This window comes from Paenibacillus sp. FSL H8-0104, from assembly GCF_038050215.1.
Classification (GTDB): domain Bacteria; phylum Bacillota; class Bacilli; order Paenibacillales; family Paenibacillaceae; genus Paenibacillus; species Paenibacillus amylolyticus.
Genome location: NZ_JBBOTC010000001.1, coordinates 2,770,950 through 2,791,854, shown reverse-complemented (window position 1 = coordinate 2,791,854; position 20,905 = coordinate 2,770,950). Strand labels below are relative to the sequence as shown.

Genomic DNA, 20,905 nt, shown 5'->3' with positions numbered 1-20,905 from the left:
GTTACACCTCACTCCCCGCTTGTGAATTAGATGAAGCAGTCACACGCAGAAATCTGCCATAAGCATCTTCCCAGATTGACCTGTCCTGCGGTTCATACGCAGTTACCGGAAATGAATCACGAATGGCCTTACGAGCTTCCCAGATATCTTTAAAAGCTCCGCTCGCTATCCATTGCACAGCCATATTTCCGATGGCACTTCCCTCTGCCGGACCTGCCCATACCGGCTTGCCAATGGAATTTGCAGTCCACTGACATAACAGGCGGTTCTGGATGCCTCCACCGACCATATGCAATCCGTTGAACGTCTGACCCGACAATTGCTCCGTCCATTCCAGAACTCTTCTATACTTCAATGCCAGACTCTCCAGAATTGCCCGGGCAATAGCCCCCTGTTCCTCTGGTACCACTTGCCCTGTATCACGGCAATACTGACGTATACGCGTCGTCATATCTCCTGCGGGCATGAACAGTTCATCATCCGGGTCAAACAAACTAGCAAATGGAGGTGCCTGTTCCGCCTGCGCCAATAACGCATCATAGCTAATTCCCTGCCCTTGGCGGTCCCACTCCCGCATGCTTTCCTGCAAAATCCATAAACCCATAATGTTCTTCAGCAGACGGAATGTTCCGCCCGCCCCGCCTTCATTCGTGAAGTTCAAGACCAGACTCTCTTCACTAATTGCCGGATGATCTATCTCCGTACCCATCAGGGACCAGGTTCCACAGCTCAGATAAGCAAATGAACGTTCCGTTGCAGGAACAGCCACAACGGCTGAACCCGTATCATGCTCCGCAACAGCGATCACGGGAATCGGGGACAATCCCAGATCGTTACAGATACTGCTTCGCAATTGTCCAACACGGGTACCTGGCAGCACGGCTTTACCAAACAGTTTCTCCGAAATACGAATATGCGCCAGCAACTCACTATCCCACTGCCCCGCTGATGGATTGTATAATTGTGTTGTGGTTGCATTGGTGAACTCATTCACCGCTTCCCCTGTCAGGAAATAACGTAGCAAATCCGGAATCATGAGAAAACGCTCTGCTTCATGAAGCAACGGGGAACCGCTGCGTTGAAGCGTTGCCAATTGATACAGAGTATTAAAGCTAAGAAACTGAATCCCTGTACGTTCGAAGATTCGCTGAGAGGTCAGCTCTTGCCGTACCAGATCCATCATGCCGTTAAACTGTGTATCACGGTAATGATACGGGTTACCAAGCAACTCACCATTACTGCCAAGCAAACCAAAATCAACGCCCCAGGAATCGATCCCCAGGCTCTCCGGCTGTTCTCCCTGCTGTTTCACAAGGGTAAGCCCCTGCAACAATTCATGATGCAATCGCAGAATATCCCAGTGCATCCGCTCGCTAATCTTCACTGGTTCATTCTTGAACCGATGAATTTCGCTTGTTTCGATCCCTCGATCATTCAGATGTCCCAGTAGCGCTCTCCCGCTCCCAGCGCCCAAATCATAAGCCAGCACACTCACCGCGCTTCACCAACCTTTCGAACCAATCCTATTTTCCAAACGGTATCCCTTGATTCAGACCGTAACTCTGTACTTTATTCTGTATTTATTTTTTGTTTGTTTTTGTTTAATACTGTTTTGCTTTATTTTACGAGTATATCACCAATGTAAGCGTTTGAATACCCTTCGGTTTTTCTTTCTTTTGGGTATACCAAAAACGACTCTCTCCCACCTGGGAGGAGCCGCATTTCTTTTTTTACGTATAAAATTGACCTTTGCTTACCCCCGACTGGGGTTGTACATCTCTCTCAAAATGCTTGAAACGTGTCCCCTGATACGTCAGCATCCCTCGATCATTTTCCACCATCATACCATAATGGTTTCCGCCAACAATCAGTTCAGTGCGCTCCCCATTGTCGAATTCAAATGTAACATAATACCGGGTTGTCGCACTGCTATCGCCGCTTCCACCTGAGACTTCCGTTCGTTTGGCTACCACCGTTGAGTGCAGGGTTAACAAGGCCGCTGCGTTATTCGATGACCAGGTGCGTACCCCTGAAATAATAACAAAAACAATAACTCCCGCAATGATGAGAAATATGCCGCCAATGAAAATCGAAGCAAATGCATTCATTGTAGCAAACTCATTAAATCCCGAAAAAAAACCACCCTGATTGCCTTCAAAACCTGGTACTCCATTCATGTCGTCAAACACACCAAAGCCGTCTACGCTTAATCGGCCCATCGATGAGGACACGCTTGTTAACGCCATTCATCATCGTTCCTTTCCCCTTGCAAAAATAAGATGCACCGCCCCCACGCAAGGAAGGCGGTGCATGCAGACAACCCGTTCTGCCTTGTCCATATACTATATGAACCAGATCAGGAATACAGACGTTCAAGTTCGTCGACCAGACTGCCGACATAAGCAACCGCAGAGCGAATCGGCTCAGGTCCGGACATATCCACACCCGCAAGCTTCATTAACTCCTGTGGTGTGAGACTTCCACCAGCTTTGAGTGCATCAAGCCAGCGATCTACCGCAGGCTGTCCTTCTTCACGAATCTGCTGTGCAGCCGCTGTGGAAGCCGTCAAGCCTGCCGCATAGGTATACGGATATAGTCCCATATAATAATGAGGCTGTCTCATCCATGTGAGCTTGGCCCCTTCATCAATTACCAGATCAGGTCCCCAGAATTCGGAAAGGATGTCTCCCTTGAGTTGACTTAACGTCTTTGCCGTAATGGGCTCATCATTGGTTGCGCGTGCGTACACCCTGCGCTGTAATTCACCTTCCAGCAGATGTGTAACGAAGTTATGGTAATACGTGTTCAACAATTGCAAAATGACCCAGCGACGCATTCTCGGATTATCGGAACGCTTCAATAGATGATCGGCCAGCAGCATTTCATTCATCGTCGATGGTGCCTCAATGAAATAAAGAGATGGCCGTGTATTCGTGAGACGTTGGTAACGTCCCGCAAGCATGAAGTGGCCCGCATGCCCCACTTCATGGGCAAGTGTAAATGCTCCGCGCATATTGTTTGCCCATGAAATTAAGATATAGGAGTGTGAACCATATATAGAGGAGCAAAATGCCCCTGTTGATTTGCCTGCGTTATCTGCGTAATCCACCCAGCGATCACTGAATGCGCGCTCTACGATCTCGCCGTACTCCGGCCCAAGCACATCAAGTGCTTCTCGTATGAGTATGCACGCCTCATCATATGTAATGGCAGGGCTAAATTCAGGATCAAGCGGCGCCTTCAGATCACAAAACATCAGTTTGTCCAGACCCAGTTCACGTTTCTTGAGAGCCGCCAGTCTGCGCATATGAGGTGCGAGTTCCTGCTGGATAATATCCAGAATATTATTGTACATCTCTTTGCTCACTTGTTGTGGGCTGAGAAGCATATCTGTAACATCGTCGTAACCACGCAGCCTGGATAAAACAACCTGTTTCTTCACTTCGGTTGCATAACCTTCTGCGAACGTATTTTTGTAATCATTTAATGTCGAGCTGAATGCAGCATAAGCAGAACGGCGCAGCTTTGTATCAGACGACATCTCATAATTATTTTCATAGAATGACCAGGACAGTGGACGATTATTGTCCTCTCCATCAAGAGCATCGTCAAACGTCATGTCTGCCAGTTTACCGCGCAGATAGATACGGTATGGCGAATCCAGTACCTCTCCTAATGAAGCGAGTACCTTCTCGGTCTCAGGCGTAAGCCGATGTGCTTTTTCTCGAATCAAACGCTCCAAACTGCGCGCATACGGCTCCAATTCCGGAAGCTCTTCAAGATAACGCTCAACTGTTCCCTCCGGCAGATCAACGATCTCCGAATTGACAAAAGACAAGGACGAAGACAGATTTGATAGGATATCTCCTGCCTTGGCTGAATTCTCAATATTAACCGGATTGGTGCTGTCCTCTGACTGCTTCAGTCGAGCATAAGACGCCGTCTTGCTGATTCGCTCCTGCAAAGCTTCACGCGCATCCAGACAAGCCAGTAATTGTTCAGCGCCTTCGCCCAGACGTCCTTTGAACGTTTCGATCTGGGCAGCAGCCTGAGGAAGTGATCGAAGCTCCTGCTCCCACTCTACATCGGTTACAAACAAGTCTCTCAGATCCCAAGTCGTTTCTGGGTTTACCTCAGCACGTGTACGTATTTTTTCCATCTTTAGTTGTCATCCTCCTTGCATTTCCAATATCTCTCATCGTATCATATTCCAGTTCAAGGGAGTATAGATTGGACTAAAGATTATTCTCACTTACCACTTCGATGACAGAACAACCTTCCGATCGCTGTTATCCCCAGATTTTTTGATTCCCCTTTTTCAAAGGTAAAAATCCGGTGATAAAGGCGCACGCTCCGCTTCTTAAGTCTATTTCTGCCCGCTGCGTTTGGAGTAAACTATTGATCCACTGTCCAAAATTTAAAAGTAACTAAAAAACCGCTGGTTTATGGAAGTATCCATTTACCCGGCGGTTCGCTGTGAATATAACTTATTTAGCTTTCTTTCCAGATTACATTTTCACCGTAATTTTTACCCCAGTTATACATTGCGTGCAGGACGGGCATCAGGCTTTGACCGTGATCTGTCAACGTATATTCCACCCGAGGTGGTACCTCGGCATACACCTTGCGCTCAATCAGTTTGTCTTCCTCCAGCTCACGTAACTGGTTGGTCAGCATCTTCTGGGTAATATGAGGGATTAGGCGTTTCAGCTCACTGAAACGTTTGGTGCCTTCCAGGCCCAAGTGCCACAAAATAATCAGTTTCCACTTGCCACCGATCACCGCAAGGGTCAATTCCTTCTCACAGTTGATTTCTTTCAGATTAATCCGTTCCTTCACTTCGGACGCCATGGCTCCGAGCCCCCTCATCTTCAATCTTATATCGCGTATAATACGCATATCACGGGGACACTTCACACGAGGTAAGTTTTCCGCTCCATGCATGATGTAATAAGTACATTCATTCGATACAGCTATCTATTAATTCTACTACAGCCTGGTCGGGATGCAAAGTTTAACTGTAAATCACGGATAAAACCTATACAGATGAATGATTATGTATCGCAGAAAAGACCAGAACCCTTCATAATCAAAGGATTCCGGTCTTTCATCTATTCACTATTCCAGGTTCGCGTGGCGGCCAAACATATCCGCTCCGGTCATACCCTTCATTTCCATCATCGTAAGGATGAGAGCATCCATGCCGATTAACAGTCCTTGTTCGAACAACGAGCCCATCGGCTGAATGGTTACTGCCGCTCCGGAAGTTGCTGTGTCCTCTTTGGCTGAAGCCGGGAGACGCACTACCGTAGTTGCCAGTTTCCCAATCGTGGACTCTGGCTTAATCGTAATGAGACCTACAGGCGCACCAGCTTGGCTAGCCTTTTGAGCCATGGCTACCAGACTGCCTGTCTCTCCTGAGCCAGAGCACAGCAAGAGAAAATCCTTCGAGCTGATCCCAGGTGTTACGGTCTCGCCCACCACATATACACGAAGCCCCATCTGCATCAGTCTCATGGCAAAAGCCTTTCCCATAAGTCCTGACCGGCCTGCTCCTGCTACAAAAATCTGTTCTGCAGCCAGAATGTGCTCAGCCATCGCTTGCATCTCTGCATCGTCGATCTGGCTTAGCGTACGTTCCAGCTCCTTCAAGATGTCAGCTGCGTACTGTGTTTTGCTCATCTGTTACCCTTGTTTAACGAGACGTTGCATTTCAGCTGCAACTGCCGCTTTGTCTGCTTGTCCTGTGATACCGCCGCCTACAATAACCAGATCCGGTTGTGCTTTGATTACTTCTGGCAATGTTTCCAGCTTGATTCCACCAGCGACAGCCGTTTTAGCATTTTTCACAGCAGCTTTGATCGTTTGCAGATCTTCGAACGGGCTTTGTCCTTCAGCTTGTAGGTCATAACCTGTGTGTACACAGATGTAATCTACGCCAAGCGCATCAATTTCACGAGCACGTTGTTCCAGGTTAGGCACGTTGATCATGTCTACAAGAACTTGTTTGTTTTGTTTCTTCGCTTCTGCTACTGCACCTTTGATCGTGCTGTCATTGGTTGCCCCAAGCACAGTGATCAGATCTGCACCAGCTTCAGCTGCTTTCATGATTTCATAACCACCAGCGTCCATGATTTTAAGGTCTGCAAGAACTTGCAGATTAGGGAATGCTTCTTTCATTGCTTTTACCGCGTGCAAACCTTCATTAATAACGATTGGAGTACCAATCTCAACGATATCAATATATTGTTCAACCTCTTTAACCAGTGCGATACCTTCAGGGATATTTACCAAGTCAAGCGCCAATTGCAATTTCATCATTTATTTCTCCTTTGTTGTTCAAGTATGATTTGTTCCTGTAAAAATAATAATCAGATATTTAGCCTGCACCAATTGGTCTGTTAAGATGCATGCAGTGTTTGTTTTGGCTACTCACTCATTGTAGACCCTGACTATCCATTCAGGAAGTACGCACTTTGAAGTGGGGTAGTTACTTGCACGATACTATTGATAATTATTCGTTGTTAGGTGAATCAAATATAGAATTAATCCTCTATCCCAATCCACACGCTTAAAGCAGAACAACAGCCTAATCATCCAATTAGATATTCAATATAAAAGACCCCGCCACATGGCAGGGTCTTTATCTTTATCGTTTCATTTTCAATCCAGCCAAAGCTGGTTTAGAAATTTATCATTTTACAGATATACAGGTTTCACGCATACCGGCTTGGATACACCTGTGCTGTGACCAGTGTATTTCAGACGTCCGCTCTCCTGATCTACCGTGAATGTCACGAGGTTGTTCGTATCGCGGTTAGCTGCAATCAGCAATTTGCCGTTAGGTGTCAGCGCAAAGTGACGCGGGTGCTCACCTTCTGCAGATACATGCTCAACCAGTGTCAGGTGACCTTTGTCTGCATCTACTGCAAATACAACGATGCTGTCATGTCCACGGTTAGAACCATATACATAACGTCCATCATTGGAAACCGTGATTTCGGCTGTTGTATTCTCTTTGCCATCATATCCATCAGGCAGTGTGGATACAGTAGACAATTCAGTCAACGTACCCGCTGTTGCATCATATTTGAACGAAGTAATGGAAGAATCCACTTCGTTGATGACATAAGCGAATTGACCATTCGGGTGGAACGCCAAGTGACGTGGGCCAGCTCCCGGATGTGTTTTGGTTTCACTGTGCAGAACAAGTTCATTCTTGTCTGCATCAATGGAATAGATCGCGATGTTATCTGCGCCCAGATCCTGTACCATCATGTATTTACCATCCGGGCTGAAGAATGCGGAGTGAACATGTGGCTTGTCCTGACGCTCAGGATGCGCACCTTTTCCTTCATGTTTCTTCTCGTCCAGAAGCGCTCCAACTTCACCGTTATCCGTCAAGGCTTGCAGTCCTACCAGACCACCGTGGTAACTGGACAGGATCAAGTATTTGCCGGAAGGGTCACGCTGGATATGACATGGTGGAGCTGAAATGGAGTTATTCCGGTTCAGCAACGTTAATTTTCCTGTAGAAGGATCAATGCTCAGAGCTACAGCTTCAGACATTTTATTGCCTTCAGCTGACGCTGTTTCACCAATCGCATACAGTTTATTACCCTCAGCATCCACGTTGACAAACGTTGGGTTTTTCACGCCCGCGATGCCGTCAAGCTTGGACAAGCTGCCTGTATCCTCATTCAATTCATATGCATAAATGCCCTCATTTTCCGCTTCGGCGTAAGAGCCGGCAAGTACGAGCAAGCGTTTTGATTCACTCATTACAGTTTCCTCCTCTATGTGTATGTAATCTTGTTGCACCTCTTCTATAATAAATCTGCCATATCAAAATAGCAATCCGCTGTCGCTGCCCATCAGGGAAATCCTTAGTTAAGCAAGGCGATTACTACACATCATCATACTGAAATCCATTCATATGAGGTGCATCTTCTGCTATGATAAGATAGGTTTTTCATCCAGAAGGGACTGAGTTGCATTGCTTCACTCATTTTTACTTACGTTATACCATGTGTTCCTGCCGATATCACTTCCCGTGATCGGAGGTATTCTGTTAAAACGCTTTAAGAATTGGGATACCCGGTCGCTCTCGACCTTTTCCCTTTATATTTTGAGCCCTGCGCTCATCTTCAATACATTGCTGCATGCAGAGATTACCTGGACGGACGTCACCAGCACGTTCTGGTTCTCTATTATTAATCTGATTGCTCTGTGGGCCCTCGCCGAGCTATTAAGCCGGGTTTTCCGTCTGGGTGCAAGCGAAAAAGCGGGTCTCACCCTCGTCTCCACGTTTACAAACTGCGTGAATTACGGGCTCCCGCTGGTACTGCTTGCCTTTGGTCAGCTTGGACTGGACAAGGCTTCTGTCTATGTTATTGGACAGATGATTATTGTTAATACGGTAGGTATCTTTTTTGCCGCGCGATCCGAATTCACGGTGAAAGATGCGATTCTGTCCGTTTTCCGTATGCCATCCATCTATGCTGCTGGCATCGCCATTATGCTACGTGCGTCCAATCTGAGCCTGCCTGAAGCGCTGGATGGAGGCATCTCCATGATGGCCGCGGGTTACTCTCCTGTCGTTCTCGCCATTCTGGGAGCACAGATGCTCAGACCAAAAGGTGCTACAGTGCCCTGGCTGCCCAATGTACGCCGAGCCTTCTGGACCGGACTTGTGGTCCGTCTCGCAGCTGCGCCCATCCTCTCCTGGGTGATTCTGACCGCGCTTCAGGTCGAGGGTACGTTGTTCAGTGTGCTGCTGATCCTCGCATCGATGCCGACCGCAGTGAACGCCGTTATTTTGGCTGAACAGTTCAATGCTTCTCCGCAGTTTGTATCCCGTTGCATCCTGTGGACAACCGCTGCATCCATGTTGATGCTGCCGATTATGATTGTGATGGCTTCCTGATTAGTACCGGAGGCGACACCGACGCTAGATCCGCTTGTCGGCGTTTCTCCAACCGGCGTTCATAACGCCGGTTGAGCGCTCTGACGTAGAAGAATTTTACGACAAAGTACGAAATCACACCCAGAATGACACCAAACACGGACATGCCTGCCAGAATATCCAGTCCACCAAGCAACAATTCACTCACGGCCGACCAGTTCCCGCGAAACAGCTCCATGAATGCACTCTCATGTACCGGTCCTTGTCCCATGCTGTGAGCAGGTAGAATCCAGGAACCAATCTGCTTCGCGAGCGGCATCAGAATGATAGGCAAAAACGTAAGTTTTCCAATCACGTTACCAACAATCGCTGCTGGCATCGAACCCCCAGACAGTCGCACAATTGGGTAGAATATGAGATATATCAGGGATGCGGTCGAGATCACGATCAGCTCCAGTCCGAACCCTATTGCAAATCCGGTGGATACTTTATGAGCACCTCCGGGAGCACGTAACAATTTGAGGAAATTCAGCTTCATAGCACGTGTTAAACGTACCCAGAGGTTAGTCTTGCGCTTCTGTGTGTTCATACCGAATTTCTCCTTATTTTGTACAAATGACGACTTGAATCGTCTATTCTTCAGTATATCACACCGCGTTAGCTCCAGTGATAACAATGACTGGCTGTGTCTCCATCTGGACATTACCTGCCACCGCTCGGGAGATCATACAGGAGGATTCAGCCTTATGCGCCAAGCGCTCAGCCTTGGTCAGATCCGCCTCAGAGGCATCTGCGCTGAGCACAATCCGAGGTCTATGTACGATCCGTTCGTACGTAAATACGTTATTCGTAACATCTACCGTTGCTTCCGATTCAAGCGTTAATTCATCCGGCGTAATATCCGAACGCTCCAGCATCGCTGCCAGCGTGATCAGGTAACAGGTGGAGGCTGCACCCAGCAGCATCTCGTCCGGGTTAGTTCCCGTACCGGGTCCGCCCATCTCCTGCGGAATCGATATGACCGTTTTTAATCCACCTGCATCGATTGTTCCCTCACTGTTACGCCCACCATTCCATACCGCTTTCAGATGAAAAGGATGTTTCATGACATTCATTCCTTTCTTGTTTACACACGTATACACGTAATATTCTGCTCAATCAATGCGCTAACGTGCTCTTCATCTACACCCTGATCTGTAATCACTTTGCCCACACTGTTCATCTCAGCAACTCTGGTAAAAGCCTGTATGTTAAACTTGCTGGAATCTGCAAGTAAAATGACCTCATCCGCAATATGGATCATTTTCTGCTTCACCAAGGCCTGTAATTCATTGGATTCACTGATGCCTTTGGTCAGATGCACTCCTTTGCAAGACAGAAATACTTTATCCACATGATAGGCATCAAGCGAACGTTCCGCCAGCGGTCCTACAAAAGACAATGACTTCGAAGCCAGTTGCCCACCTGTGGCAATCACACGAATCTGCTCCTTGTTACTCAGCTCTGCAGCGACCTTAATTGAGTTGGTTAATACCGTCAGTGGAATGTTTGGCAATCCTGCCGCCATATACCACGCCGTTGTACTTGCATCCAGAGCAATCCGGTCGCCGGATTCCACCATTTTCACCGCTTCGCTTGCAATTCTGCGCTTCTCTTCTGCATGCGCTACAGCCCGTTCCGGATATGGAATCTCCGACTGTAACTCATCCTTGTATCTTACGCTGACTGCCCCGCCATGGGACCGTCTGAGCCTGCCCGCCTGTTCGAGCTTGTCCAGATCACGACGAATCGTCTCTTCCGTCACCCCGCAGCGCTCACTAAGTTCGGTCACACGCATGCTGCCTTGCGTATCCACCCATTCCACTATTTTCTCATACCGTTCAGCTACGAGCATATTCCTTCACTCCAAACCGTTGATTATCCAGTTAATCCTGTTCATCCATCATACCACAGAGCGATGACAAGGAGAATTTGGACCATGTGCAAAAAGAGGGAGCTTTCGCCCCCTCCATTCCAGTCTTGAAGTGTATCTTATTTATCTTCTGCCATAGGGAACCAGCCTGGCGTGTGGATGATTGCATTCCACAATCCGTCAGGGATAACCAGACGCTCCTGATCCGATTTGGTCAGAATCGTCTCAATATCTTCTTCCCGTCCGCTCTCGATTTTCTCAACCCAATCCGGTTCAATAATCAGCTCACGTCCAATGGCAAGCAAAGGTACTCCCGTTTGAAGCGCCTCAGCGGCCTGATCAGCCGTATGAATTGAACCTACGCCAATAACAGGCAGTTTACCGTTCACACGATCCAGAATGAATTCCATTCTCGAACGCGTATCTGCTTCGCCACGTCTTGGCTTGGACCAGAACTCGTTCACAGAGACATGAAGGTAATCCAAGTTTTTATCTTTAAGCGCATCCACCAGTGCATACGTATCTTCCATTGTGAGTCCCGGTGTTTCCGGTTCTTCCGGAGAGAAACGGTAACCAATGATGAACGGCAGTTTGGTATGTTCGGCAACCACTTTCTGAATCTCATCTACTACAGCAAGCGGGAATGTCAGACGTTTCTCTACACTTCCGCCCCAACGATCTTCACGTCGGTTGGAATGCGGGGAGAAGAATTGCTGGATCAGATAACCATTAGCACCGTGAATCTCAACACCATCAAAGCCGGCTTCGATTGCACGACGTGTCGCTTCACCAAAGTCTTTGATAATCGAAGTAATCTCGGCATCCGTCAATTCTCTTGGTTCAGGAGATCCTGGACGCTCACTTGCAACCGCACTAGGAGCAACCACTTGACCCACAGGTACAGCTTGTTCAGGAGTCAGACGGCCCGCATGGAAAATTTGCAATACGGCTACGGAGCCTTGTTGTTTAATGGTCTCAGCCAGTTTTTTCAGACCAGGAATGAAGCGGTCGTCATAAACACCAAATTGAGCTGGGAAACCAATGCCTGTCTCTGTTACATGCCCTACAGCCGTAATTGACATGCCCGCACCACCGGTGCGACGTGCATAATAAGCAAGTTCAGCGTCGGATATTGTACCATCAGCATTCGAGGACATATGAGTCATGGGAGCGAGCACGATTCGGTTTTTCAGTGTAATGCCAGTCGGTAGTGAAACTTGTTCAAACATCTGGTTAAACTTTGGATTCATTCGTGGTTCCCTCCTGATTATAAATATCTCTTTTAATAGATATATGAATATATGCGTTCACTTACTGTAATGATTATAGTTACGTTTCACTGCAATTGCAACTTTTCATTTTCAGAAAGGAAAAAAAGAGCAGAGTGTCTCCAGACTCTCAGCCCTCTTCATTTTCTTCACATCATCCAAAAGATACTCAGAAACTCCGAACGTAAGCCAGCTTCTGATCCATCTCTTCTACGCATTCGTAACAATCGTGTTCATCGTTGGCGACCATTGGGGTTACTGGATACAGATTCATCTCTGTACTGTTATACGATTTCAATAGCGGTAACAACTGAGTCACCCGTGTATTTGCCGGGTCAAGCCAGGTGTTGATCTCTTCTTCGGAAAGGATCGCTGGCATTTTACTGCCAAACTCACGTGTAACCATATTTGCGCCTGTCATAAGCATCGTGCAGGTACGAAGCGGCTCTTTCCGTGTATCTCTCCACACCTCATATAACCCAGCAATACCGAACAGGCCACGATCCGGCATAACAACACGAACCGCATAACTTTTTTTGCCCTCTTGCCGCCAGTAATATAATCCATTGCAGGGAATAACGCAGCGCTTGGTCTCTACCAGTTTGTAATAGGAAGGATTCTCATGCACTGTCATGAGATTTGCGTTAACGGCATCACGCCCCCAGAATGGAATGAACCCCCACCGGAACTCATCCAATACACGCTCACCATCCTGATGCAAAATAATCGGCGTATGCTGGGTTGGGCTGATATTGTATCGGTTTTTGTAATAATACATCACTCGCTGAATCTTGAAATGATCTCTGACATCGTCCAAATCGGCTGCCAATGAAAAACGGTTGCACATGTTCAAGCACTACCTTTCCCTATGAGAAGTTGAACGTATTGTTTGTAATTTTAGGGAAATTATTCATGAACATTGAACAGAAAATGACTTATTTTGACACCATTAGGGTCGGATCAAGATATATTTCATGTTTTTCACGACAAAAACAACGACCTCGGACTCATTTCAACTCCAATATTACTTGTTACTATAATAGAGAATAAAATACATTTATTGGAGGTTTTAAGTATGAAAAGGAAGTTTTTGATAAGCATCATGTTGTTCTCAGCGATTGCGATGTTTGGTAGTACCATCTATGCGGCAACCTTTCTAACCTACGGTTACCCCAGCACCACCATTCCCATTCGTACGTATAATTACGCCGCCGCATGGCAGACTCCCATGGACACTTCCCTTACCAACTGGAACAATGCAGGTGCCAAAGTTAAATTCACCAAAACAAGTAACTCCCCAAACACCATCACCGCAGGAAACTTCAATAATACAGCATATGGTGTCAACTACGCCTCCGTCTCCGGCAGTCAAGTTGTAAGCTTCCGCATCGAACTCAATGCATCCACGATCACCCCTGACGCAACCAACTTATCCAACTTCATTCAAAGCGTATTTGTCCACGAACTCGGACACTCCATCTGGCTCGGTGACAACCCGACAACAAGTAGTCCTTCCATTATGTCTTACTCCCGTAACCGCAATTCCATGACCCAACCCCAAACTTTTGATATCAATAACGTAAAATCCAAGTACTAATCCGCTACGAACTTATCCCAAAAATCCAAGGAGGATTCCTGTCCATGAACAAAAATCGAGTATTAACGCTGCTTCTCTCTTCCATTTTCATTTTATCTGCTGTTGGATGTTCTTCTGTTACACCTACCGCGTCCCCATCCGATGCACCCATGACCATTATTGCTTCTGAAGATTACCCGAGTTATGGCAGCATTGGCGACCTGTCCGAGAGAGCAAATACCATTGTAAAAGGTAGTGTTGTTGAGACTCGTGTGGAAGCTTTAAACGATATCGTACAAGTTACTGATGCTGCCAATGAAAACGAGTTAAACCCTGCGTCCGATCCGGGCGGAGAGCCAGCTTCTTTTGACAAAATCTATACGATCCACACGATTCAGGTCGCTGAATCCTATAAAGGCGATTACACTGCCGGGGAAAAACTTGAAGTGAAGCAACTTGGCGGACAACTTGGCAACACCGAGATTATTAATGATGACAACCTCAAGCTGATTCCTACCAAAGACTATGTACTCTTCCTGGAAACGTATGAAGACACCCCTGCCAGCCTGCTCAACTCCGTTCAAAGTCTCTACGTGATCAAACCTGCCGCCAAGTCGAATCAGCCAGGTCAGCAACAATCACAGTCAGAAGTCATTGTGAGCGCAAACCCCGAGAATGACCTCACACTGCAACTGGAGGATCTGCAAGAAATTCAGAACGAACCAAAGAGCGAATAAACTCTTTATACGGTAATCACACCACACTGTTATTTCATCTCCGTACAGGCAGCTAATCCCCTCTACTGTTCAGTCCTACATAAGAAAATGAAAAACCGTGCTGCTCAGCAAACTGGGCGGCACGGTTTTTTGAAGTTCCTTATTTAGACGGTGTATTAAGTCCAATAATCCATTCAGCCAGATCCTGTGTCTGTTTCAACAAGGCAATAGGGTCACGGAACCAGGATTGTTCTTCCGTCCATATGTACACTTTTCCATTTTTGATAGCAGGCAATGAACCCCAGATCGGATCTGCCTGAAGGTCTTTCAACTGAGACTTGCTGGTCAGCACAATGTAATCTCCAGCGTATTTGGAGAGCAGTTCTATGGAGAATTCATGATAGGCGCCCTGCATCAACTCGGATGGAATGTTCTTTGGTGCTTGCAAACCAAGCAATTCGTAGATGTTACGCCCTCCCCGGCCCGACTGATTGCCAAAAATGAAGACTTGGCGATCATATTCCTGCATAACGGAGAATGTAGCATCAGCTGGAACAACACTCTGCACCTCCTGCTTGATTTTGGCAATCTCCTCATCAAAATCAGCCAGCCACTTCTCTGCTTCCGCTTCTTTGCCAAGGACTTTACCGAAATAGTTCACTTCGTCCTTGAGTGTCGGAAAAGTGATGGATGCGATCGAAACGGTCGGAGCAATCTTGCTATATTTCTCATAAGCCGCCTTGTCCGGATTCAATGTAATAATGAGATCAGGTTCCAGCTCCATCAATTGTTCAACGGAATCCCCTATCGTTACAAGACCATCCATGTGACCTTCCAGATAAGGACTGTTCATCAGAAATTGGCCTCCACCAATCGGTTTGACACCAAGAGCAAGCACCGTTCCCAGATAATCTATGGCAGCAACTCGCTCGGGATGTGCAGGAATCTCTACCTCACCAAAGGTCGTATTTACTATTTGGGTTTCCACGACTGCCGGTTGTTCGGGTTCAGCCGCAACTTCGGATGTTTCTGCCCCCTGCTGGGCTGTTCCACAAGCACTCAATGTGAGTACAAGCGCAAGCGACATAATCGCTGATTTAAAATGGTTAAACATGTTGATTTCCTCATCTCCCTTATATTGATAATGATTATCATCATCAATTAAAGGATAACGTTCATCCCCTCCTGTTACAATGGATTCATTTGTTGCATTTAATGTACTTTTTGAAACTGATTTCGAGTTTTCCTGCTGCTTCAACCGATATTGCCCTGGTGTGATTCCAGTCTCTTTTTTGAATATACGATTGAAATAAAACGGGTCCATATAACCCACATACGCAGCAATCTCCTGTAATGAAGCTTCTGTGGACGCAAGCAGACTCCTTGCCTCACCCATTCGTAACCGAATCACATATTCTGTAGGTGTACATCCCGTCTGTTCCTTGAATTTGCGTGATAAATATTGCGGACTGTAACTCAAGGATTGGGCAAGCAAATCAAGTGAGATGGATTCCCGGTAATGAGCTTTGATATATCGCAAAACCTGATCGGTAAGCGAAGGCTGTTCAAATTCGTTAGACATGCGACTCCGCTGTAACAAGACAAGCTGTACCAGTTGAAAAAAATACACTTTGACCTGAATTTTGCCCACTCGCTCCTGCCCTGACCAGCATTCATGTATATTCCGCACAAGCTCACGCAGCTCAAGTGTATGATCCGGCACTGTCGCCCAGGACTCTTCAAACGGATTACGCTGGTTCAACATCATTCGGTACTCCACAAGCACATTGGAGGGCAAGGTTGATTTGTACAAAATCAGATGTACCTCCATAACCCCTGTCGCTTCAAGTGTCAGACGTCTTCCTTTCCCCCCATGCAGCAGCATGAACTGGCTTGTAGTCCATACCTCTTCATCCAGCCAGACCTGACCCCTGCCTTGAACATACACAAATGCACTGGTCGGTAACACATAATTGCGTATGAACTCGTGTGTTGCGAGTGATATAAGACGCACATCAAGCACGCGAACCTGAACCTGATCCCACAGCTTGATGTCATTCTGAATTCCCATATAAACTCCCTCTCCTAAGCAATCAAACACACACAATACCTTGGTATTGTAACTAAAAACCCACCTATAATTGATAATGATTATCAATTATAACAATGATGGAACCATCTTTGAAGCCTACCTCCGTTTTTGTTAGATGCCTCAGAATCAAAAACGGTCGAAATCCCTCATAGAGAGATCTCAACCGTTCTAAAATTATGGCCTTATTATGTTTTGATAAAGTCAGCTGCCCTTCTCTACTCGACAAAAGACAATAAATATCCGTAATGTTCTTCCTCCATCTTGTCTAGCGGAATAAAGCGGATCGATGCACTGTTAATACAGTAACGTTTGCCGCCGCGATCTTCGGGACCATCATCGAACACATGACCGAGGTGGATGTCACCTGCCCGGCTTCGTACCTCCGTGCGTTCCATCCCAAAGCTCGTATCCGTTGTATAGGTAACAACCTCAGGTACAATCGGCTTTGTAAAACTCGGCCACCCGCAACCGGAATCGTACTTATCCCGGCTGGTGAATAACGGCTCTCCCGTTGCAATATCCACATACAGACCGGGCTCCTCATTATCCCAGTATTCGTTACTGAACGCATGCTCCGTATCATTGTTTACCGTGACCGCATACTGTTCGTCTGTTAATCGTTCCTTTAATTGTTCATCTGTTGGACGTGGATATTGAGCGGGATCAATTCCAATCTCCAGGTCATCCAGGACAGTCATATCAATGTGACAATATCCGTTCGGATTTTTTTCCAAATAATCCTGATGGTAATCCTCCGCCAAATAATAATTCTGCAGAGGCATCACTTCCGTTACAATGGGTTGGTCATATTTTTCTTGCTCTACCGCTACAGCCTGCTCGATGATTTTGGCATCTTCAGGCAACGTATAATATATTCCAGTCCGATACTGAACTCCACGATCATTGCCCTGCTTATTCAAGCTGGTAGGATCAATAACTCGAAAATAAGATTCAAGCAGTTTCTGCAAAGATACTTGCTGCGGATCATATTTTACATGAACAGTCTCCGCAAACCCCTGCTCCCCGCGAATAACATCCTCATAGGTTGGATTCTCTCCTTCACCGTTGGCATAACCGGAAGTCACATCCTGAACCCCCGGAATACGAGCCATATATGCCTCCACACCCCAGAAACAGCCTCCTGCCAAGTACAGGTTACTCAGGTTTTCCTCGGAGACACTCGATGCCTTGACAGGTTGAGTGGATATCGAAGATGAAGCTGAATGGCTCTCACCCCTGTTTCCACAAGCAGACACAACTATCGCTATAACAAGGAGGCACAGGCCCAGCAGCGTCCTTTTCATGACACTTCCTCCTTTCTCACAAAATCTCTTGTAATGATTCCATGATCTGTTCATTGGATGCATGCCCTGGCTGCGATTTCGTTAAAATACCATCAGAGCCAATATAAAAGGAACTAGGATATGCTCTTACGCCAAATTCCTTGGCCCATACACCTTTCTCATCCAAAAGAACAGTTATATTATCATACGGCTGTTGATCAAACCATTTGGTAAACGCTTGGGAGGATTTCTCTCCCTTGTAGTCTGGCGTCACAATCGTAATGACTTGAAAATCATTGTTTTGACCAGCCAGATTGTTCAGGTCTTCCAAACCCGCAAGGCAGATGGAACACCAGGAAGCCCAGTATTTCACATACACTTTCTTGCCTTGAACATCAGAAAGTCCAACCGTGTTTCCTTTAAGATCAAGCAATGAAAATTCAGGAGCCGTCTCTCCCTTGTTCATCATGGTTGACGAACTCATATCGGATGCTGGGGCTGATGATGACCCCGTTTGTTTTGATTCAGTTTGGTTTGATTCAGTTTGCTGTGTTCCACATGCGCTTAAGATCAACAGTACTCCAGTGAATACGATTACAGATACCATCCATTTCCGTGCCATCTTCATACTAAATTCCTCCAATGATTATTGAAACCAGGTCACCAAGCTGTTTAGTCGGTCTGTCATTAACAATAGTCCCATGACAATAAGAATACAGCCGGAAGTTATTTTGATGACGCCCATGTACTTGTATAAACGACGTATCCGCTTCATAACATATTCCGAAAAAACGGACAGAATCAGGAAAGGAATCGCCAATCCAAGGGTATACAGGAACATGAGAAACCCGCCATAGAGTGGAGAGCCTTCTCCTGCGGCGATACCAAGAATGGCCGCCAGCACAGGCCCGATACAAGGCGTCCAGCCAAAACTAAACGTTAGACCCAACAGGAACGCTCCGACATACCCTCCCCGTTTGGCTTGATTGCTTGACAGCTTTCTCTCCCGTTCCAGCCAGGATAGCCGGATCAACCCGGTTTGATAAATCCCAAAAAGCACCACGATGGCTCCGCAAATCGCAATAAACACAGGACTTGAGATCAAATTACCAACGATGCCGGAACCAAAACCGAGTAAAACAAATACCAGGGACAGCCCAAGAACAAATAAAAATGTCCGCAAAACAAGTGTGGACCGCAACCGAACCGAATGGGTGTCAGGCTGCTGCTGATTCGTACCGTTGACCATGCTTCCGGATAGATAAGACACGTATACCGGGATCAGCGGCAGAATACATGGCGCAAAAAACGATAACAATCCTGCACCAAAAACCCCGAATAGAAAAACCAAATCACTGGTCAAGTCATTCACCACCTGAATAAATACTACGTTTGATTAACCAAGGTTAACGACTGACGTAGATCGGAAGCGTGAACCAGAAGCAGCTTCCTTCTCCTTTTGTACTCTGAACCCCGATCTCGCCACCATGGAGTTCCACAATTGATTGAGCGATGGCAAGGCCAAGCCCGGCCCCCCCATTACTCTTGCTACGTGATTTGTCAATTCGATAAAAACGTTCAAATATACGCGAAGTCTCCTCCGCTTCAATGCCTTCCCCTTCATCCGTAACTGAAATTCGTATAAACGGCCCCTTTTCTTCGGCAGCCAGAATGATTTTTCCTTCAACAGGAGAGTATTGAATGGCATTTTGCAGCAAATTGGAAAGGACCCGCTTCATTTGTGCAGGCATCATGACCGCGGCTGGTAATTTATCGGGCAAATTGATTTCAACGTTCAGCGTTTTCTCGGCGAGATGAAACGAAAAACTCTCCAACGTACTGAGCAGCAACTCATCAACGTGACAAGGCTGAGGGTCAAATACCTCCCCTTGCGCTTCCAGGCTGGATAATTCAAACAAGTCTTGAATAAGCCCTCCCAAACGCTTCGTTTCAAGTCGTATCGTGTTCAGGTAACGTTGAAAGGTTTCTTTATCCTTAATGACATCATCCTCCAACGCTTCTACGAATGACTGAATGGATGCCAAGGGAGTCCGTAAATCATGGGATACATTGGCGATCAACTCTCGTCTCGCGGTTTCTGAGTGATGCAGATGATCAAAGCTTTCCTTCAGCTTGGAACTCATTTCATTAAATTGCTGTGCCAGGAGCTTAAATTCCTGCGTACCGATGAGAGGGACTTCCGTATGGAAATCCCCTTCGGCAATTCGTATTGTCTGCTGTGTAATTCGCGCAATTGATTTCTCCAATGGCTTAGTCAGCAAATATTGAAGAATAAACGAAAGTAAGCCTACCCCTGCCGTTATAGCCGATAACCAATACAATTGTTCGATCGTAAGTAGCATTTTGGAATAACTGATGAACAAACAAATTAATAATACGCCAATGCCCGTGAGACTGGACAACACCAAGTATGTGCGAAGTTTCATGAACTACCACCCGCAAACTTGTAGCCTATGCCCCAAACTGTTTTAATATATTTTGGATCAGAAGGATTCTCTTCGATCTTCTCTCGTAATCTCCGAACATGTACAGTCACCGTTGTTGTATCTCCCTCATAGCTAAAATCCCAAATCTTGCTTAACATCTGGTTACGGGAGAACACCTGACCCGGGTGACTTGCCAGCAAATACAACATCTCAAACTCTGTAACGGTCAATTCAATTACCTGCCCGCTGATATGCACTTCACGCTTGGTAAAATCAATGGTAAGCCCTTCATAATTGATCGTATATTCAGATGTTGTAACAGGTGATGCCTGCGCAATTCGCATTCTCCGCAGGATTGCCTTCACACGTAAAACAAGTTCTCTCGGACTGAATGGTTTGGTCAGATAATCATCTGCCCCCATCGTCAGTCCCATCAGACGGTCCTGCTCCTCCCCCCGGGCCGTCAGCATTACAATGGGCACATCCTCAGTTTGCCGAATCTCGTTGCAAACTTCCCAACCATTCTTATGTGGCATCATCAGGTCGAGCACAATCAAGCTTGGCGTTTGGCTGCGCCACAGCTCAATAGCCTCCAAACCGTCCTTAGCCGTCACGACAAGATAACCTTCCCGTTCCAGATACCTGCGACAAACGTCCGTAATATTTGTATCATCATCAGCAACAAGTACACATTCATTCAAACGAA

21 protein-coding genes are annotated in these 20,905 nt (G+C 46.6%); 3 read left to right on the top strand and 18 right to left on the bottom strand.

Translation table 11 applies throughout. The features are described from left to right. Window position 1 precedes the first annotated feature (1 nt). The 7 genes from NST38_RS12770 to NST38_RS12740 form a co-directional block, all read right to left on the bottom strand. Window positions 2–1,495, bottom strand: coding sequence for a rhamnulokinase (locus NST38_RS12770; RefSeq protein ID WP_076249615.1), 1,494 nt, complete (start codon window positions 1,493–1,495; stop codon window positions 2–4). Between the two features lie 235 nt (window positions 1,496–1,730). Then, on the bottom strand, window positions 1,731–2,246 hold the full coding sequence (locus tag NST38_RS12765) for a DUF2500 domain-containing protein (protein WP_244988124.1): 516 nt from the start codon (window positions 2,244–2,246) through the stop codon (window positions 1,731–1,733). 110 nt (window positions 2,247–2,356) lie between these two features. After that, window positions 2,357–4,159, bottom strand: a complete 1,803-nt coding sequence (gene pepF, locus NST38_RS12760) for an oligoendopeptidase F (protein ID WP_076249616.1) — start codon at window positions 4,157–4,159, stop codon at window positions 2,357–2,359. Between the two features lie 332 nt (window positions 4,160–4,491). Then, entirely contained in the window at window positions 4,492–4,851 is a 360-nt protein-coding gene (locus NST38_RS12755; RefSeq protein ID WP_036608849.1) for a winged helix-turn-helix transcriptional regulator, read from the bottom strand. 267 nt (window positions 4,852–5,118) lie between these two features. Further along, entirely contained in the window at window positions 5,119–5,682 is a 564-nt protein-coding gene (hxlB, locus tag NST38_RS12750) for a 6-phospho-3-hexuloisomerase (protein WP_047842632.1), read from the bottom strand. A 3-nt stretch (window positions 5,683–5,685) separates the two neighbouring features. Further along, complete coding sequence (gene hxlA / locus NST38_RS12745) at window positions 5,686–6,318, bottom strand: 3-hexulose-6-phosphate synthase (protein WP_036670570.1); 633 nt, start codon at window positions 6,316–6,318, stop codon at window positions 5,686–5,688. 381 nt (window positions 6,319–6,699) lie between these two features. After that, window positions 6,700–7,782, bottom strand: a complete 1,083-nt coding sequence (locus tag NST38_RS12740; protein WP_076249617.1) for a lactonase family protein — start codon at window positions 7,780–7,782, stop codon at window positions 6,700–6,702. A 214-nt stretch (window positions 7,783–7,996) separates the two neighbouring features. On the opposite strand from NST38_RS12740, the gene NST38_RS12735 reads away from it, so the two are divergent. Beyond that, window positions 7,997–8,926 carry an AEC family transporter gene (locus NST38_RS12735; RefSeq protein ID WP_076249618.1) on the top strand — a complete coding sequence of 310 codons (930 nt, stop codon included), beginning with the start codon at window positions 7,997–7,999 and terminating at the stop codon, window positions 8,924–8,926. On the opposite strand, the gene NST38_RS12730 is transcribed toward NST38_RS12735, so the two are convergent. From NST38_RS12730 to NST38_RS12710, 5 genes are all read right to left on the bottom strand, one after another. Next, window positions 8,904–9,494, bottom strand: coding sequence for a DUF2062 domain-containing protein (locus tag NST38_RS12730; RefSeq protein WP_036608856.1), 591 nt, complete (start codon window positions 9,492–9,494; stop codon window positions 8,904–8,906). The two genes, NST38_RS12735 and NST38_RS12730, sit on opposite strands and share 23 nt — an antisense overlap. 58 nt (window positions 9,495–9,552) lie before the next feature. Next, window positions 9,553–10,011, bottom strand: coding sequence for an OsmC family protein (locus NST38_RS12725; RefSeq protein WP_036608858.1), 459 nt, complete (start codon window positions 10,009–10,011; stop codon window positions 9,553–9,555). A 20-nt stretch (window positions 10,012–10,031) separates the two neighbouring features. Further along, entirely contained in the window at window positions 10,032–10,799 is a 768-nt protein-coding gene (locus NST38_RS12720) for a DeoR/GlpR family DNA-binding transcription regulator (RefSeq protein ID WP_076249619.1), read from the bottom strand. A gap of 137 nt (window positions 10,800–10,936) precedes the next feature. Beyond that, window positions 10,937–12,067 (bottom strand): NADH-dependent flavin oxidoreductase, encoded by a 1,131-nt coding sequence (locus tag NST38_RS12715; protein WP_076249620.1) that lies wholly within the window; start codon window positions 12,065–12,067, stop codon window positions 10,937–10,939. 187 nt (window positions 12,068–12,254) lie between these two features. After that, a complete protein-coding gene (locus tag NST38_RS12710) occupies window positions 12,255–12,932 on the bottom strand; it encodes an SOS response-associated peptidase (protein WP_036608866.1) in 678 nt (225 codons plus the stop codon). Between the two features lie 228 nt (window positions 12,933–13,160). Between NST38_RS12710 and NST38_RS12705 the strand changes: the two genes are divergently transcribed. Together NST38_RS12705 and NST38_RS12700 are read left to right on the top strand one after the other, a co-directional pair. Then, window positions 13,161–13,682 (top strand): hypothetical protein, encoded by a 522-nt coding sequence (locus NST38_RS12705; RefSeq protein WP_076249621.1) that lies wholly within the window; start codon window positions 13,161–13,163, stop codon window positions 13,680–13,682. Window positions 13,683–13,726: 44 nt separating this feature from the next. Next, the gene (locus tag NST38_RS12700; RefSeq protein ID WP_076249622.1) at window positions 13,727–14,398 is read left to right on the top strand and encodes a hypothetical protein; all 672 of its coding nucleotides are present in this window, start codon (window positions 13,727–13,729) and stop codon (window positions 14,396–14,398) included. A 139-nt stretch (window positions 14,399–14,537) separates the two neighbouring features. Here the strand turns inward: NST38_RS12700 and NST38_RS12695 are convergent, their stop codons facing one another. The 6 genes from NST38_RS12695 to NST38_RS12670 form a co-directional block, all read right to left on the bottom strand. Next, the gene (locus tag NST38_RS12695) at window positions 14,538–16,448 is read right to left on the bottom strand and encodes an AraC family transcriptional regulator (protein ID WP_076249623.1); all 1,911 of its coding nucleotides are present in this window, start codon (window positions 16,446–16,448) and stop codon (window positions 14,538–14,540) included. Window positions 16,449–16,684: 236 nt separating this feature from the next. Next, the gene (msrB, locus tag NST38_RS12690; RefSeq protein ID WP_076249624.1) at window positions 16,685–17,773 is read right to left on the bottom strand and encodes a peptide-methionine (R)-S-oxide reductase MsrB; all 1,089 of its coding nucleotides are present in this window, start codon (window positions 17,771–17,773) and stop codon (window positions 16,685–16,687) included. A 16-nt stretch (window positions 17,774–17,789) separates the two neighbouring features. After that, window positions 17,790–18,380 (bottom strand): redoxin family protein, encoded by a 591-nt coding sequence (locus NST38_RS12685; protein WP_076249625.1) that lies wholly within the window; start codon window positions 18,378–18,380, stop codon window positions 17,790–17,792. A gap of 18 nt (window positions 18,381–18,398) precedes the next feature. Continuing rightward, window positions 18,399–19,124, bottom strand: coding sequence for a cytochrome c biogenesis CcdA family protein (locus NST38_RS12680; RefSeq protein WP_341344265.1), 726 nt, complete (start codon window positions 19,122–19,124; stop codon window positions 18,399–18,401). Between the two features lie 34 nt (window positions 19,125–19,158). After that, window positions 19,159–20,199: a sensor histidine kinase gene (locus tag NST38_RS12675; protein WP_076249627.1), complete on the bottom strand. Its 1,041-nt coding sequence runs from the start codon at window positions 20,197–20,199 to the stop codon at window positions 19,159–19,161. After that, the gene (locus NST38_RS12670; protein ID WP_081745906.1) at window positions 20,196–20,900 is read right to left on the bottom strand and encodes a response regulator transcription factor; all 705 of its coding nucleotides are present in this window, start codon (window positions 20,898–20,900) and stop codon (window positions 20,196–20,198) included. The genes NST38_RS12675 and NST38_RS12670 overlap by 4 nt, the downstream gene beginning before the upstream one ends. Between the last annotated feature and the right edge of the window lie 5 nt (window positions 20,901–20,905).